Annotated in this window: 14 protein-coding genes; 11 read left to right on the top strand and 3 right to left on the bottom strand. The window is 58.2% G+C overall.

The features are described 5' to 3' along the window. Positions 1-66: 66 nt before the first annotated feature. Complete coding sequence (locus ACODS3_RS19940) at positions 67-441, top strand: cupin domain-containing protein (protein WP_122370706.1); 375 nt, start codon at positions 67-69, stop codon at positions 439-441. Positions 442-503: 62 nt separating this feature from the next. On the opposite strand, the gene ACODS3_RS19935 is transcribed toward ACODS3_RS19940, so the two are convergent. Continuing rightward, positions 504-1,529, bottom strand: a complete 1,026-nt coding sequence (locus tag ACODS3_RS19935) for a hypothetical protein (protein WP_304575617.1) — start codon at positions 1,527-1,529, stop codon at positions 504-506. Positions 1,530-2,578: 1,049 nt separating this feature from the next. On the opposite strand from ACODS3_RS19935, the gene ACODS3_RS19930 reads away from it, so the two are divergent. From ACODS3_RS19930 to ACODS3_RS19900, 7 genes are all read left to right on the top strand, one after another. After that, entirely contained in the window at positions 2,579-4,210 is a 1,632-nt protein-coding gene (locus tag ACODS3_RS19930) for an ABC transporter substrate-binding protein (protein WP_489035892.1), read from the top strand. Then, positions 4,207-5,157 carry an ABC transporter permease gene (locus ACODS3_RS19925; protein ID WP_304575619.1) on the top strand — a complete coding sequence of 317 codons (951 nt, stop codon included), beginning with the start codon at positions 4,207-4,209 and terminating at the stop codon, positions 5,155-5,157. The genes ACODS3_RS19930 and ACODS3_RS19925 overlap by 4 nt, the downstream gene beginning before the upstream one ends. 4 nt (positions 5,158-5,161) lie before the next feature. Beyond that, entirely contained in the window at positions 5,162-6,079 is a 918-nt protein-coding gene (locus tag ACODS3_RS19920; RefSeq protein WP_201000684.1) for an ABC transporter permease, read from the top strand. Beyond that, entirely contained in the window at positions 6,076-7,716 is a 1,641-nt protein-coding gene (locus tag ACODS3_RS19915; protein WP_201017145.1) for a dipeptide ABC transporter ATP-binding protein, read from the top strand. Before ACODS3_RS19920 ends, ACODS3_RS19915 begins: the two co-directional genes overlap by 4 nt. A gap of 106 nt (positions 7,717-7,822) precedes the next feature. Then, positions 7,823-8,440, top strand: a complete 618-nt coding sequence (locus tag ACODS3_RS19910) for a glutathione S-transferase family protein (protein ID WP_304575622.1) — start codon at positions 7,823-7,825, stop codon at positions 8,438-8,440. Between the two features lie 115 nt (positions 8,441-8,555). Next, on the top strand, positions 8,556-9,488 hold the full coding sequence (locus ACODS3_RS19905; RefSeq protein ID WP_489035907.1) for an NAD(P)-dependent alcohol dehydrogenase: 933 nt from the start codon (positions 8,556-8,558) through the stop codon (positions 9,486-9,488). 3 nt (positions 9,489-9,491) lie between these two features. Further along, complete coding sequence (locus tag ACODS3_RS19900; protein WP_489035889.1) at positions 9,492-10,193, top strand: helix-turn-helix transcriptional regulator; 702 nt, start codon at positions 9,492-9,494, stop codon at positions 10,191-10,193. Positions 10,194-10,514: 321 nt separating this feature from the next. On the opposite strand, the gene ACODS3_RS19895 is transcribed toward ACODS3_RS19900, so the two are convergent. Continuing rightward, the gene (locus ACODS3_RS19895) at positions 10,515-11,735 is read right to left on the bottom strand and encodes an MFS transporter (RefSeq protein ID WP_489035887.1); all 1,221 of its coding nucleotides are present in this window, start codon (positions 11,733-11,735) and stop codon (positions 10,515-10,517) included. Positions 11,736-11,968: 233 nt separating this feature from the next. Here ACODS3_RS19895 and ACODS3_RS19890 point away from each other — a divergent pair, with 233 nt between their 5' ends. Further along, the gene (locus ACODS3_RS19890; RefSeq protein ID WP_489035905.1) at positions 11,969-12,922 is read left to right on the top strand and encodes a LysR family transcriptional regulator; all 954 of its coding nucleotides are present in this window, start codon (positions 11,969-11,971) and stop codon (positions 12,920-12,922) included. Here the strand turns inward: ACODS3_RS19890 and ACODS3_RS19885 are convergent. After that, positions 12,900-14,891, bottom strand: coding sequence for a sigma-54-dependent Fis family transcriptional regulator (locus ACODS3_RS19885; RefSeq protein WP_304575624.1), 1,992 nt, complete (start codon positions 14,889-14,891; stop codon positions 12,900-12,902). The two genes, ACODS3_RS19890 and ACODS3_RS19885, sit on opposite strands and share 23 nt — an antisense overlap. A gap of 190 nt (positions 14,892-15,081) precedes the next feature. Between ACODS3_RS19885 and ACODS3_RS19880 the strand changes: the two genes are divergently transcribed. Both ACODS3_RS19880 and ACODS3_RS19875 read left to right on the top strand, forming a co-directional pair. Continuing rightward, complete coding sequence (locus ACODS3_RS19880) at positions 15,082-16,104, top strand: Gfo/Idh/MocA family oxidoreductase (protein WP_304575625.1); 1,023 nt, start codon at positions 15,082-15,084, stop codon at positions 16,102-16,104. Beyond that, complete coding sequence (locus ACODS3_RS19875) at positions 16,101-16,892, top strand: TIM barrel protein (RefSeq protein WP_304575626.1); 792 nt, start codon at positions 16,101-16,103, stop codon at positions 16,890-16,892. The genes ACODS3_RS19880 and ACODS3_RS19875 overlap by 4 nt, the downstream gene beginning before the upstream one ends. Positions 16,893-16,918 lie beyond the last annotated feature (26 nt).

Genomic DNA, 16,918 nt, shown 5'->3' with positions numbered 1-16,918 from the left:
AGCATCGGCGACCTGGTGCTAGAAGCACCAGGCCGCCATTCACCGGGTTGGAACGAGGTCTTTTCTGTGAATGGAGCATCTGCAACGGCAATCAACTTTGCCGACAAGTTTTCCCTGTTTTCCGAGCAATGGACCCCCAAGGTCATCGCGCAGATGAATGACTACCAGTTCAAGCTGGTCAAGGTCGAAGGCGAGTTCATCTGGCATAGCCATGCCGACACGGATGAAGTCTTTATCGTCCTGGAAGGCGAACTGGAGATTCACCTGCGCGATGGCAAGGTCACTTTGGGAGCAGGAGAAATGTATGTGGTCGGCAAAGGTGTCGAGCACAAGCCTTGTGCGGCGCGGGAGGCCAGGATTCTGCTGGTCGAACCCCGTGGCGTCATCAATACCGGCGAGCACACTGGCGAGATGACCGCCGAGAATGACCGCTGGATCTGAAGCAGCGCTCCCGCATACTGCGCGGGAGCCTTCAGTTTGAAGCCCTCAGCCTGAAGCATGAATCAGGAAACCACCGCCTTGACGGGCGGCTGGGTACGACGTCCCAAAACACCGGCACCTGCTGCCACCAGACCGGAGATCACCAGCGTGATCAGCAGAATCCAGGCCGCCTGTGAAATGCGCTTGGCGGCAACTTCGGCGGTTTCACGGGCTTTCTGCTCGGCCTGGGCCTTCAACTCCTCATACTTGGCATAAGCCTCGCGGTAACTGGCCTGAGCCTGATCGACGATCTGGTTGGCTTCTTCATCGGTCTTGTTGCCACGGGCCTTGATCAGATTGACCAGCGCCTGACGGTCGGCCGCATCCCAGGCCTGATCGCCCTTGGCCTTGATCCGATCCATCAGACCACCCAGTTGCTCATCGGCTTGTTGAGGGTTCTGAGCACCTTGTCGGGCAGTATTCTGCGCGTCCTGTTGGGTGGACTGGGCCTCCTGCCTGACATTATCGGGGTTCAGTTCGGGTTTTCCGGTCTGGCGCATGGCGGTTTCGATTTCACCCTGAATATCGTTGAGGTTGAAGTCGATACCTTGCGCACGCAGTTGCTCCTGAATCTTGCCGCCCAGCGCAGGCGCGACCTGAGCAATGCCGCTGCCCAGTGCCGACATGCCGCTGCCAGCCAGATTCAGACCACCGCGTACCACGCCCGTAACAGCACTGGAAACCAGATAGACCGTGATCAGCGAAACACTGGCCCACACCAGCAAGCCGTGAAACGCACCTTCACGCTGAGCCAGACGCCCTGCCGCCCAGCCCCCGACAAACAGCGAGATCATGGAGCTGGCGACCAGCCAGATACCGGCACCAGTACCGATCCCGGACATGGGGTTGGCTTCCTGGACAGGGTCGATGCTGGCACTCCCGATAGCCGTCCCCAGCAGGTTCAGCAGCAATGAAACAACCATGGCCAACACGACACCGGCCAGTATCGCACTCCAGGAAATACGCTTGAGCAGCGGTGCAATGGTATGGGTGTCTTGATGGGCATAGGCGGGATCAACGCCCGGATTGATACGGTCATCGCGAATCATGATGGTAGTCCTTGAAGTCAGTGGCAGAACACGCAAAAAGCCTGCGCTTAGTCCAGTGACCTGAAGGCAACTCAGGAAGTTTAATACTTCCGTCGAAAAGTTTTAAATAATCAAAAACGTTACAGAGTGCGCTTTATACACATAAATAAATATGACTCACCCATGTTACAGCCTGGGGCCTGACATGCACTGCACTTTATATTCTTAACATTCTCTGCCACTCGACTCGCCAGGCCACTCACGATCAGATTAATTTCTAACAATATTGTAATAATCGGCTCATCTTCCCGTTAGCCTTCACGACGTACCATCACGCTCAAGTCCTCAGGTTCAACGAACAGAATCGCAGTGAAACTTCACGGCTGGTCAGTGCGGATGAAAAACCTCGTGCCGAACAGATAAATAAGTCGGAAGGCTGAAAATCAGATTTCCAGAACTCACCTTTATAGCTTTACAGCTCCTTTGGTAAAGGTGAATCTTCAAGCGTCCTCAGGGACGCTTTTTTTTGGGTACGTTTTCAGTGATGTATAGCAATACTTCACTCTGCATGTCAGAAAGGAATAAAAAATCCGCCCCCTTACAGCGATCGAGAGTGCTGAAACATGAGCAGAATGGATCAAGTTTCAACATGCGTCGCTTCTGAAAAATACTGACGATTCGATAAATGGAAAATAGCCGACGACTCAGAACCGCCTTGAAAACTTCTTGAGAAGCTCATTCTCAAGGATAGGCCTACGCTCAGCCCCTCTCCGGTGCCCTGCCGCTTGACTACAAAGCCCTCGCTGGAGGGCTTTTTCATTCAAGCCCCCGAAATCGGCAGCCAGCAGGCCGATCTCACCGCAAAAAATACCAATCAAGCATAATAAACAAACCGTAAATCACAAAAATGTATATTAGCTTAAAACCAAAAAGACTTTTACAGCCCCTTCTCAGACGAATAAGGTCTTAAAAACCAGCCTGAAGCGCTGTTCGACTTGAAGAGGATTTCTCATGCACCGCACTCAACATCAGGCATTGCCAGCCAACCCCGCGGACCAGGGGACGCAGCAATGATCAAACGCCCTCTTCCCATGCGCCTGTTGTTTGCCGCTGCCACTGCCGCCACTTTGCTGGGTTGCTCCCCTGCCGGTCAGGACAGTCAGGCGGCCAAGACGCTCAAAGTCGCTTTTTTCAGGGATAACACCATATTGGTCAGCGTCGATCCCTTCCAGGTCTACTGGCTGGAGCATCGGGTAGTGCTGCGCAATGTCGTCGAGTCATTGACCGATCAGGACCCACAGACCGGCAAGATCATTCCCTGGCTGGCAGAGCGCTGGGAGGTAAGTGACAACGCGCTGGAATACACCTTTCACCTGCGCAAGGACGTGACCTTCAGCAATGGCACGCGCTTCGACGCTCATGCGGTGAAGGCTGCTTATGACTCAAACAAATCTTTCGCCGCAGAGTTGCCGAGCACCTTTGGCGCGACTTATCTGGCGGGCTACGATCACGCCGAGGTCCTGGACGACTTTACCGTCAAGCTGGTACTGGCCAAGCCCAATGCCGGCTTCCTGCAAGCCACGTCCACTACCAACCTCTCAATTCTGGCTCCGGAATCCTACAAGCTCAGCGCCAAGGAGCGCTCGTTGGGCGCGATCATTGGCACCGGGCCTTTTGTGCTGGAGCGCTATACGCCGGAAAGCGGTCTGCTCCTGACCAAACGCAAAGGCTACGCCTGGCCATCAGCCAATGCCCAGAACAAGGGCGAAGCGCATCTGGATAAGGTCGAAGTCAGTTACGTGCCGGAAGAAAGCGTGCGCAACGGTCAGTTCGTACAGGGCCAGGTCGATATTCTCTGGCCGCGCAACCCGTTTTCCGAAGTGGACCTGAACCTGTTCAAGTCCAAGGGCGCCACCATCCAGAGCCGCTCCCTGCCTGGCCCGGCCTTGAACATCTACCCCAATACCCGTGGCTCGCGCATTCTGGCTGATCGCGATGTGCGTCTGGCGCTACAGAAAGGCATCGACCGCAAGACTTACGCCGCCACGGTTTATAGCCCAGAGTTCCCTGTGGTTTCTGGCATCTATGACATCACTACGCCTTATTACAAGAACCAGAGCGACAAGCTTGCCTATGATCCCCAGGGTGCCGAGCGACTGCTGGAAGGTGCGGGCTGGCAGAAAAATGCCGATGGCTATCGCTACAAGGACGGTAAACGGCTGAAGCTTTCCTACAACCTGTCGCCTTCCGAAAGCGCTGGCGATGTGCTGATCCAGGATCAACTGCGCAAGATCGGTATCGAACTCAAGCTCAGCGTCGTGACGACGGCTGAATGGGCGGCGACCAACGCCGCAGGTAACTACGACCTGACCTTCGCCTATATGACCCGCGCAGACCCGATCGTCCTGCAGAGCATCCTCGATCCGCGCAGTGCCAACAGCTCGACCCTGGCGACCAGCCTTTACGAGCCGCAAACGCTGCCAAGAGCACTGGAGCTGTTCGATGCAGGGCTGACCGCTACCCGCAGCGAGCAAAGGGCGCAAGCCTATGGCGACTTGCAGGACCTGCTGATCGACGAAGGCTCGGCATTCCCTATCTATGAGCGGGTCTGGCAAGCCGCGACCGCCAAGAAGGTGCGTAATTTCCACTGGACCGCCGAAGGTTTCGCACTGTTCAACGACATCGAGATCGCAGCACCATGAGCCGTTACGTCCTTGGCCGGATTGCCCAGGCGCTGCTGGTACTCTGGGGTGCCTACAGCATCACTTATTTCATTCTGTATCTGCTGCCCGGCGACACACTGTCCATCATGCTCAGCGCCTCAGGGGTCGAGATCGATGCTCTGTCAGAGCAGGACCTCGCTCAGGCCAGGTCCTATTACGGGCTGGATCGCAGCGCCTTCGAGCAATATGTCGATCTGCTATGGGGCGCGATCCACGGTGACTTCGGCAATTCGCTGACGCTCAACCGCCCCGTTTCAGAAGTGCTGGTCGAGCGGCTGCCGCAAACCATGGCGCTGGCAGGCCTGGCCATTGTCCTGTCGCTGATCGGCGGGATCGGCCTGGCGTACCTCACCGCGTATGTACGCTGGCAGCCGTTGAAGGTCGCCCTGTCGCGCTTGCCTTCGCTGGGCTTCTCGGTACCGGTGTTCTGGATGGGATTGTTGCTGATCCAGTTGTTCGCCTTCAGCCTCGGCTGGTTTCCGGCAACCGGCAATGATGGCTTTTCCAGCCTGATATTGCCTGCGGTCACTCTGGCGATTCCCAGTGCCGCGGTTTACGCCCAGGTTCTGCTGCGCGGCTTTCAGGGTGTCTGGAAAGAGCCCTACATCATCACCGCCTACGCCAAAGGCCTGAGCCGCGCTCAGGTCCAGGCACGTCATGCGTTCAAGAACGCGGCCTTGCCACTGCTGACGCTGATCGGCCTGCAGGTGGGCAATACCGTTTCCGGCGCAGTACTGGTGGAAACCATCTTCGCCCGCTCTGGAGTCGGTCGTCTTGCCCAGGAAGCGGTGCTGCGCCAGGACATTCCGGTGGTACTCGCCATCGTCGCCGTCTCGGCTGCCGCTTTTGTATTGGTCAATCTGATCGTTGACCTGCTCTACCCTGCGCTGGATCCGCGCATCGCCCACACGCCAAAGGTCTCCTGACACCATGACCATTTTCGATAATCGCCTTGCGCGTCTGGCTCGCGTTGTCAGCCGCAGTGAAACACCGCCTGCGACCCAGTGGCGGCGGCGCAGCAGCCTGAGCCGGGCTTTCGATGCCGCAAGACCACTGTTGCGTCGCCCCGGCTTTCTGCTGGCGGTGGCTATCGTTGCCTTTGCGTTGCTGGCAGCAATAGCTCCGACCCTGCTCAGCAGTTATGCCCCCTACGCCACCTCGCCGACCGACAAGCTCACGCCGCCCAATGCCGTACACTGGTTCGGCACCGACGAGCTGGGGCGCGACCTTTATACCCGCGTCGTGCATGGCTCCAGCCTGTCTGTGCAGGCGGCCTTGCTGGCCGTCGGCATCGCCATGGCCGGTGGCCTTAGCCTTGGGGTGATTTCCGGCTTTGCGGGCGGCCGTATCGATGCCGTGATCATGCGTTTCATCGATGTATTACTGGCCCTGCCCGGCCTGTTGCTGGCTTTGGCCATTGTCACGGCTATCGGCTTCGGCACCATTCCGGTGGCCATCGCGGTGGGTGTCGGGATCATCCCCGGCTTCGCCCGCACCACCCGCGCCGAAGTGCTGCGCGTCAAGACCTTGCCCTACGTCGAGGCGGCACGCCTGGGCGGTGCTAGCTGGACCCGAACCTTGCTGCGACACATCCTGCCCAACGCCTGGGGCCCGGTTGCCGTGCTGGCCACTCTGGACTTCGGCGCAGCGATTCTGGCCACCGCCGGCCTGAGCTTTCTCGGCTTTGGCGCAGAACCACCAGCCGCCGAATGGGGCACGCTGATTGCCAACGGCCGTCACTTCCTGATGACCGCGCCCTGGGTGTCACTGTTGCCTGGCCTGTTTCTGGTCGCCGTAGTGTTCAGCTTCAACCATATCGCCCGCACCCTGGAAGAGACTCAACGATGACCGATACGCCTCAACTGATCGATCTCCAGAACCTGAGCGTGACCTATCGCTTCAACGGGCAGCTCACTCAGGCCGTGCGTAACGTTTCCTTTCAAGTGGCAAGAGGCGAAACCGTGGCGATTGTCGGCGAGTCCGGCTCCGGCAAGTCCACCATCGCCAACTCGATACTCGGCCTGCTGCCGGATAACGCAACCATCACCCACGGCGAACTGCGGGTCGATGGCAACGACCTGAGCCACGCCTCTGAACGTGAAAAACGGCAGATCCGCGGCAGCATTATCGGCCTGGTTCCCCAGGACCCGATGGTCAGCCTCAACCCGACCTTGCGCATTGGCCAGCAGATTGCCGAAGCACTGATCCAGGCCCACGGCCGTCGCTACCCGGCCATCGATGCCGATGTCGTGGAGTTGCTGGAACAGGTCGGGCTCGACAAACCGGTGCTGCGCGCCCGGCAGTACCCGCACGAACTGTCAGGTGGCATGCGTCAGCGGGTGCTGATTGCCATTGCTCTGGCGGGCAATCCGCGATTGATCATCGCCGACGAGCCGACCAGCGCGCTGGATGTCACGGTGCAACGCAAGATTCTCGACCACCTGCAACGCCTGGTGGGCGAGCGTGGCATTTCCCTGCTGATCATCACCCACGACCTTGGCGTGGCGGCTGATCGCGCAGACCGGGTGCTGGTGATGAAAAGCGGTGAGCTGGTGGAACAAGGCCCGCCACAGCAGATTCTCATCAAGCCAGAGCACGCTTACACCCGCGCATTGATTGCCGCAGCGCCTGCTTTCGGACAGCGCAAAAGCCCGGCCGCGCCCCGCAATATCTCGCCCGACGCTACGCCGTTGCTGACCTTGAGTAATATCGGCAAGACCTATCGCCTGCCTTATGTGAAAGGAGAAGACGCCGACTTCCAGGCCTTGCAGGATGTCAATTTCAAGGTTTATCCGGGGCAGACACTGGCCATTGTCGGTGAGTCCGGCTCAGGTAAAAGCACCGCGCTGCGAATCGCACTGGGCCTGGAAAAGCCGACCCACGGGCGAGTACTGTTCGAGGACCGCGATGTCACGGACCTTGGCTGGAACGAGTTCAGGCCGTTGCGGCGGCGTATCCAGCTGGTTCAGCAGAACCCGTTCGGCGCCCTCGACCCACGCTTTACCTTGTTTGAAAGCATCGTTGAGCCACTGGTTTCCTTTGGCCTGCTCAAGGGGCGCGAACTGGAACAGGCTGCACGCCAGCTTATCGAGCGGGTTCACCTGCCAACCGCCTATCTGGATCGACTGCCCCGCGAGCTGTCAGGCGGACAACGGCAACGGGTTGCAATTGCCAGAGCCCTGGCCCTGCAACCGGACCTGCTGCTGCTCGATGAACCTGTCTCGGCACTCGATGTTTCGGTTCAGGCGCAGATCCTTGACCTGCTCGTCGAGCTGCAAAGTGAACTGGGCATCGCTTATGTGCTGGTTTCCCATGACCTTGCGGTGGTTGCCAGCGTCGCCCATCAGGTACTGGTGCTCAAACACGGCAAGACCGTCGAACAAGGTCTCGCCAGCGACGTCTTCGAGCGGCCCGAGGCGGCTTACACGCAAGAGCTTATTGCCGCGATACCGGGCCGGAGCCTGGAATTGCAGGCTGCGTCATAGGACCAGCCGCATAAAATAATTTATGGGGCTCTGCAAATAACGTTGTTGGCTGCCAACCAGCCAGACCTCTAGGATGCCTTATCGCTCATCGCCTCAAGGAAAGACCATGATAAGGCTGCATCATCTGAACCAGTCTCGCTCCATCCGCATTCTCTGGCTGCTGGAGGAGATTGGCGCGCCGTACGACATCGAGTTTTACCGTCGCGACGGCAAGACCCATTTTGCACCCGAGTCCTTGAAGGCCATCCATCCTCTGGGCAAATCCCCGGTTATCGAGCTTGATGGCAAGGTCGTTGCCGAATCCGGCGCCATCACCGAGATTCTCATCGAACGCTTCGCGCCGCACCTTGCCCCTGAAAAATACACAGGGGATTATCTGGACTACCTGCAATGGCTGCACTTCTCCGAAAGCTCCGCCATGCTCCCACCGCTGTTGAAAATCTTTGCACAGCGCGAAACGGCCACCCTCTCCTTTCTGCCCGGCTATGCGCAGGTCGAATGCGAAAAAGTCTTTGGCTATCTGAACCAGCAACTGGAAAACAAGACGTTTCTGGTCGGCGAAAAGCTGAGCGGTGCGGACTTCATGATGTTTTTTGTCGCTGAACTGGTGGAGCGGCTGGAGAAGCCGCAGGCCTACGCCAATATTCAGCGCTATCTGGCCACGCTGAGGAACCTTGATAGCTGGAAAAGTGCGCAGGCGCGTGAGACCGGGTTTTACGGGTAGGCATAAGCAGTCGCTTCATGACTCCGTCGGCACTTACTCATAAAACACTGGTGCCAGAATCTGGCACCAGTGGGCGTTAGGCTTGCCTCAACTCCCCATGAGTACCGCACCTATCATGAAGCGTATCCAGTACCACAATTACGGCGATGCCAGTGTCATGCAGCTTGAGTCATTCGAACTGGCCTCACCCGGTCACTCCGAGGTCGCCGTAAAGGTCCGGTTTGCAGCCATCAACCCTATCGACTGGAAGCTGCGTCAGGGCCAGATGAAACTCATTACAGGCAAGGCGTTCCCCCGTGCGATGGGTATGGATTTTTCGGGGACAGTCATTGCCACAGGCACCGGCGTGACGCGCTTCAAGGTCGGTGACGCCGTTTTCGGGCTTGCCCGTTTCAAGGAAAGTGGCGCATTGGCAGAGGCTGTGATCACCAGGGAAGCGCTGCTGGCCAGGAAACCCGATGAGGTGTCTTTCGAGGATGCGGCCTGTCTCGCAACACCCGGAGTCACAGCCTGGAACGGCCTTGCAGACAAGGCAAGACTGACGGCAGGCCAGCATGTTTTCATCAATGGTTGTCGCGGCGCAGTGGGTGAAGCCGCCGTGCAGATAGCACGCATGACCGGCGCAAGGATTTCAGGCAGTTGCAGTGCTGGCGGCATGCAGCAGGCAAAGCTCCTTGGCGTTGAAACCGTTTACGACTACCAGACGACAAACCTTGCTGACATCAAGGAGCGTTTTGACGTGGTGTATGACACGGCAGCCACGATGACGACCGCCACCGGGTTTGGAATGCTGCGCAAGGGAGGCGTATTCCTGGATCTGACACCCAGCCCCGGCAAGTTCATTCGTGCCATTATTGACCGGCGCCTAAAACCCGTTATCTGCACACCGCGCCCCGGTATTCTTGACGACCTTGCCAGCGCCGTAAAGAATGGCAATTTCCGGGTTTCCATAGCTCAGACCGTTCCCCTGAACGAAGCCATCCCGCTTATCGCCGCGTTGGAGGGGGGCCGAAAGATCAATGGCAAGGCCCTTGTAGCGATGGATTGAAGCGTGTCACGAAGCCATAGATTATTCGACCTCATGCAAGTGCTCCGCCGCCACCGCAGCGCAGTTTCCGGCGAAGTGCTTGCGGGCGAACTGAAAGTTTCACTGCGCACCATACGCCGTGATATCGCCACTTTGCAGGCCATGGGCGCAGACGTCACCGGAGAGCCTGGCGTGGGCTACATGCTGCGTCCGGACTTCCTTCTGCCACCCCTCACCTTTACCGAGGAAGAGATCCAGGCACTGGTGGCTGGCGCACTGTGGGTCAGCCGCCAGACCGACGAAGGCCTGGCTCACGCCGTCGATAACGCCCTCGCAAAAATCCATGCGGTCCTGCCGCCGGATATGCGGCGCTCCCTGGACGACAATACGATCTATATCAACCGCGACAGGAAGGACTCCACAGTCCTGGATATGACCAAGGTCAGACAGGCACTGCGCGAGCAACGCAAACTGCACATCCGGTACACCGACAAGAATGGCGCAGAGTCACAAAGAATCATCTGGCCCATCATGCTGGGGTTCGTCGAATCACGCCTGTTTATTGCAGGATGGTGCGAGCTGCGCGAGGGCTATCGAATTTTCCGGACCGACCAGATAGCAGAAGTGGACTTCCTCAAGGATCACTACTCTCGCCCTCGCCAGCAACTGATCAAGGAATGGCGGGCTCAGGAAGCTCATCCCTGTAACCAGAGTGATTGCAGTTGATGGAGTGCAGCGCAAGCCTGCGCAAAGTGCCAAGGGATCACGAACTACATCAGTACTGCCAGGACTATAAGCGCCAAGACGGCAATACCTGTCAAAGACGTCAAGTTGGCCTGCGGGGTTTCTGAAAGCAAAGAGCCTTTCACTGGGTACTTCCCTAGCGTGAGAGCCTTCATCACAGGCCAGCCGACAAAGTAGAAAACAGCTCGAAAAACGACTTCAACCAGTATGTCAATCACAGCCGACAATCCTTGATCTGCTTAAAAGAGAATGGGCGCGTAAATTACCACTTCACAACAGATTGCCGAAGGCCTGCGTTAAGCTTCAGTTTCCTGCCTTGCGCTCTTCCCGCCGCTGAACAAGCACGCAAACACTCATCAAGACGACACCCGATACCGCAAGGATGCTTCCTACCCAGCCGGTGGACGCCCACCCGAAACCGGAGGCAATGGCCAGCCCTCCAAGGCTTGCGCCTACGGCATTGGAGATATTGAAGGCGCTGTGATTGAGGGCGGCGGCAAGGGTCTGCGCTTCACCCGCGATATTCATGAGGTGAACCTGTAGCGCTGGCACGAGTGCAAAGCCACAACCGATGAAAAACAGAACCGTCAGCGAGCCCCAGGTCGAAGACGCATAGATGGAAAAAAGCCCGAGAAAGACAACGTTCCAGATCATGATGCAGAAAATGGCGGGGATCAGTGCCCGGTCTGCCAGCCAGCCTCCCGCCAGGTTACCGACGATCATGCCAAGCCCCCACAGGGCCAGAACCATCGGCACCTGATCCACGCCAAAGCCGCTCACTTCAGTCAGTGTCGGCGTGATGTAGCTGTACACCGCAAACATTCCACCGAAACCAATCGAGGCCGTCGCCAGAGTCAGCCATATCCGAGGCCGCTTCAGGCCGCTCAACTCTGCCTTGGGGCTGGCTTTTTCATCTTTGGGGATCGTGGGTACGAAGTACCAGAACAGCCCCATCGAAACCACTCCGGCAGCAGCAAGTGCAGCAAAGGTCGCGCGCCAGCCCCAAAGCTGTCCGATCCAGGTCGCAATCGGTACGCCGATCACGTTAGCCGCCGCCAGCCCGGCCATCACATACCCTGCTGCCTGAGCCTTGCGGTTCTCGGCCACCATGGCTGCTGCCACCAGACAGGCTACGCCGTAATACGCGCCATGGGGCAAACCAGCCAGAAACCGGGCTCCGAGCAGCGACATGTGACCCCAGGCCACCGCGCTTGCTGCATACCCCAGTGCAAACAAGGCCAGCAACGCAATCAGCAGAAGCTTTCTCGGCCAGCGCGCAGCCATGATCGCAATGGCAGGAGCACCGATCACCACGCCAAGCGCATAGGCACTGATATAGCCACCGGCAGTCGGCACCGAGACATTGGTACTCTCTGCCAGGCCCGGCAGGAGACTCATTGAAACGAACTCGCCCGTGCCGATGAAAAGCCCGCCGAGACCCAGCGTCACAATCGCGGCGGTTACGCTATGAGGAGCCGTAGTCGCTGATAGATCGCCGACCGCAACGCTGTCTGAATGGCTCATGAAAATCTCCTGCAAAGCGGTTAACGAGATGACTCGGCACGAAGGGCGAACCCGGTAGTTTTCGCCGGTACACCCGGGCGGACAGGAAAACCGTTCTGCAAGCCCGTGCCATTGCTTGTGTAAAGCAACCTGTCGCATCATTGAATTTTTCTAATGATAAACTCTGCATCCTTCGATTTTGTTTAGAGCAATCGAAGGAAGCATTGAGCAAAACTCAACAATGAGAACCCATGATGCCCGTGCTTCCCACTACCAGACTGTCACGAGCAGACCTGGCCGACCTGAATGCATTCCTGACCGTAGAAAGCCATCGAAGCTTTTCCAAAGCCGCCGTCGAGCTGGGCATCACAACCTCGGCCCTCAGCCATTCCATCCGCAATCTGGAAACCCGTCTTGGCGTGCGGTTGTTGAATCGCACCAGCCGCACGGTTTCTCCTACGGATGCGGGTACAACCCTGGCCAAACGGCTTGCAATCGGTTTTCAGGAGATCGGCGGCGCACTGGCTGAAGTAGACAGGCACCGTGACAGGCCTTCGGGACGTTTGCGCATCAACGTTCTCAATGACGGAGCACGCCTGCTGTTCACTCGATGGCTGCCACCGTTTCTGGACGCTTACCCCGACGTGTCGGTCGAAATAGCCGTGGACGACCGTATGATGGATATCATCGCCGCAGGTTTCGATGCAGGTATCCGGTACGGGGGCACCATCCCGGAGGACTTCATCGCCGTGCCCGTCAGCGGCCCCTTGAGGTGGGTTGCGTCAGCCTCTCCACGGTATCTCAACCGCTCACCGCGCCTTGTGCATCCCGAAGATCTGAAGAATCACAACTGCATCCAGATCCGCACTGGCAACGGAACGATTTACCGCTGGGATTTCGAGAAGGACGGGGAGCATCAGGCAATTGATGTGACCGGGCAGTTATGTGTCAACGAAACCGAATTCGGCATTGAAATGGCCCTGGCTGACAGAGGGATCACGTACTGCCTGGAAGATCGCATACGCGGTCATCTGGAACGGGGTGAACTGCAAGTGGTGCTGCCTGAGTGGTCTCCCATCGAACCTCCTTTTCATATCTACTACCCGGACCGCAGGCAAATGCCGCCGGGCCTTCGGGAGCTGGTCGATATGCTGCGAACCGAGGCTGGTTCATGGTCAGGCCCGCCTAGCGAAAGGCATCAGCACTGATCCCGAACCGGTTCATTTTGTTATACAGCCCGCCGCGAGATACCTTCAGGTGCCTTGCCGCCAGCCGGATATTTCCATTGGTGTGCTTCAGGGCACCGATGATCGCATTCATTTCATGGGCTCCCAGATCAGGCGCCTCGTTATATTCAGGGCGTGATGTGTGTTGTGCGCGCAGCGATGACTGCATGATTTCCAAAGGCAGATCACCTGGCTGGATCAATACCGTCGCAGCCAGATTGGTGGCCCGCTCGATGGTGTTTTCCAGTTCGCGTACATTTCCCGGCCATGAATACGCCATGAGCACTTCCAGCGCCGGGGCAGAAATGCCCGACACCGCCTTGCGCAATGACTGAGCGCAACGATCGAGAAAGTGCTGCGCCAGAAGGGAGATGTCTTCCTTGCGCATCCGCAACGGAGGCACGGTGAGGTTCAGGACATTGAGCCGGTAATAGAGGTCTTCCCTGAACGCGCCTTCAGCCACGGCCTGACTCAGGTTGCGATGGGTCGCGGCGATGATACGAACATCCACCTGCCGGGATTTCCTGGCACCGACCCGAGTTACCTCGCCTTCCTGCAAGACCCGCAACAGGCTGACCTGGGCGTCAAATGACATGTCACCGATTTCATCGAGAAAAATGGTGCCGCCATCCGCCAGCTCGAACTTGCCCGCCGAACCACCGCGGGCCGATCCGGTAAACGCGCCTTCAACGTGGCCAAACAGCTCACTCTGCACCAGCTCACGGGGAATGGCGCCACAATTGACCGCCACAAAGGGACCGCTGCTACGCTCGCTGGCGTTATGAATGGCCTGAGCGAACAATTCCTTGCCGGTTCCGCTTTCTCCGAGAATTAGCGTGGTGGAGTCGCTGCGACTCGCAATCCTGCCAAGGCGCAGCGCGTCCTGTATGACTCTGGAGTTGCCCTGAATGCTATCGAAGGTATAGCGAGCCTGAGCCCCCATGATGCGGCGGGTGATTTCGCGGATGCGCCGGTTTTCACGCAGCGACACGACCCGACCACCCTGCCCGGCCAGACAAACCGAGACCAGACATGCCAGTTGAGTGCCATCGTGGAGCTGAAAGGTACAGTCCAGATCCCGCAACGCTTCGCCCTGGCGCTGCATGATTTCCTCGTTCAACTCACTGTGCCCAAGTTGCAGGAACGGGCGCTCCAGCAGTTCAGGCCCGACCCGGAACAACTGGCGGGCATAGCGATTGAGTGCCTTGATACACCCTTTGTCATCAAGGACCACCAAGCCTTCATTGAGCACTTCCAGAACGCTGCGCTGTTCGTCCAGCAGAGCCTGCAACGCCATTTGCCGCGAAACGGCTTCAGCCGCCGCCTGCACGGTGCCCAGAGTATGGAAATGAAACCAGCCAGGTTCGGCTGTCAGGGTCAGGATTGCCAGGGTTTCACCACTGGCATTGCGGATCGGCGCAGCGGCGCAATGCATTCGGCGCTGCCGCAGGCCATTGGCAAAGTTTTCCTCGGCCAGCACGTAAACCAGACGGTCCTCGGTAATTGCCAAACCGGTGCAATTGGTGCCCTGGATGGATTCCGAGAGGCGACTGCCTACCGGGGTGATGTCCAGCCCGCAGAAACTCAGGGTCGTGCCCTGAGGATCGGTGAGGTTGATATGGCCTCTGGGGTTATAGGCGAGCAGACCACGCATCACTTCCCGGGCTGTCTCGATCAATAAGGCGTTGCCGGTCAGTTTTTCAACAAGAGCCGTCGGCGTGACGAACCGGTATTCGGCATCTTCAGGGTCGATCCCCTTATCGACACTGCGCCGCCATGAAGCCCAGATGACCGGTCTGACCTCAGGATGAGGCTCGACCCTGCCTGCAAGACACTCGCGCCAGGCCTGTTGCAGTTCGGCCATCGGCCCGTCACTCAGGGCCAGCGGGCCGATGGCAGTGATGTAGTCCAGCTCATCCTGAGGCAATGTCAGGAACGAATGATCGGCCATATCCAGCTCTCTGAGTGTTCATATCTTTGACATGTCATTGTAGACATGTCTTTCAAATAGACACTCTCTAGAATCAAAAACAATAATTCTCCTTAAATATCAATCAATTAATAAATGGCACAGCGCTTGCTCTCCTCTCAGCAGAGCGAATGACCCCACTCGCTCATCCAACTACAACAACAAGGAACGCATGCATATGAGCAAGATCATTCGCCTGGGACTCATCGGTGCAGGCCGCATGGGCAGTTTTCATGGCCAGACGGCCGCCCTGCATATTCCGGGAGCCAGCCTGGCTGCCATTGCCGACCCGACACCGGGGCAAGCCGCCCGCCTGGCTGAAAAGCTCAATGTCCAGCGGGTCTACACAGATCCGCAGCAATTGCTGGATGACCCTGAAATCGATGGTGTCCTGATTGCGGCTCCGGCTCGCAGCCACGCCGAACTGGTCATCGCAGCCGCCCGGGCCGGGAAAGGCGTCTTTTGCGAAAAGCCCATGGCAATCACGCTTGATGAAGCCGACCGGGCCATCGCCGCAGCCGCCGACGCACGGGTGCCTTTGCAAGTGGGGTTCAATCGACGCTTTGCCAGAAGCTTTCGTCAGGCGCATCTGGATGTCGTCGCCGGCCGGATTGGTACACCGCAACTGCTGCGCTCGGTCACCCGCGACCCGGCATTGAATAATCCGGCCGGCATCGGGCAGTGGGTCATTTTTCTGGAGACGCTGATCCACGATTTCGATGCCCTGCTCTACCTGAACCCCGGCGCCAGGGCCGTGGAGGTGAATGTCATGGCCGATGCACTGGTCGCTCCGGCCTACAAGGACAAGGGCCTGCTGGACACCGCTGTGGTGACGATCCGTTTCGATAACGGCGCCATCGCGACTGCCGAGGCCAACTTCCAGGCGGTCTATGGCTACGATGTGCGGGGTGAAGTCTTTGGCAGCGCGGGCATGCTGACCATGGGCAGCGTCGCCCAGTCCGAACTGGTGCGTTATCTGGCAGATGGCATTCAGGCCGATACCCAGCGCATGGACACCGATCTGCTGCGCGATGCCTACATCGCCGAACTCAATCACTTTGTCGACTGCCTGCGCAGTGGCGAAAAACCACTGGCAAGCGGTGAAGATGCCCGGGCGGCACTGGCCATTGCCCGCGCCTGCATCGAGTCAGTCCAGCAGGGCAAGACAGTCCAGATACAAGGAGAACCGGCATGAGTTTCTGCCCCTTCAAACTGGCAGTCAGCGCCGAAATGGTGTTTCTCGACCTGCCCTTCGTGCAACGTGTCCAGCGTATCCATGAGCTGGGATTCAGTGCCGAAATCTGGGACTGGACCACCAAGGACATCGCTGCGCTGAGTGCCACTGGCGCTGATTTCACCTCCATGACCGGCTATATCTCGGGCAACCTGACAGACGCCGAAGATATTCAGCGTTTGCTGGACAGCGCCAGAGAATCACTGGCCGTTGCCGAGCGCCTGAACTGCCCCAGCCTCAACCTGCATGGCACCGGCCTGGATAACAAGGGCCTGCCGGTCAAACCTGTTGGCCATGCCAGCGGGCGCATGTGGCTGAACGCCTGCAAGACCCTGGAGAAAATCGCCCGGCTTGGAGAGGAGCATTCCAGGGTATTCCTGCTGGAAAACCTCAATACACAAGTCGACCATCCCGGCACGCCCTTCTCCCGGGCCGAAGATACACTGGCCCTGATCGAAGCAGTGGATAGCCCTCATCTGAAAATGAATCTGGACCTCTATCACGCGCAAATTGGCGAGGGAAACCTGATCGAACTGATCCAGCGTGCAGGCACCGCCATCGGAGAAATCCAGGTGGCGGATGTGCCTGGGCGCATGGAGCCCGGCACCGGGGAAATCCATTACCCGGCCATTGCCAAAGCCCTGCATCGAACAGGCTACAGCGGCGTGGTCGGCCTGGAAGGCTGGGCCAGCGGCGACCCGGACATTGCGCTGCACCGTTTTCGCCAGGCCTTTACTCTGGAGGAGTGAATATTCAAAAGCCTCTGGCCCGGCCA

This window comes from Pseudomonas sp. FG43 (assembly GCF_057809175.1).
Note: the sequence above shows the minus strand (reverse complement) of the source record. Positions and strands in the feature narration are given on the sequence as shown.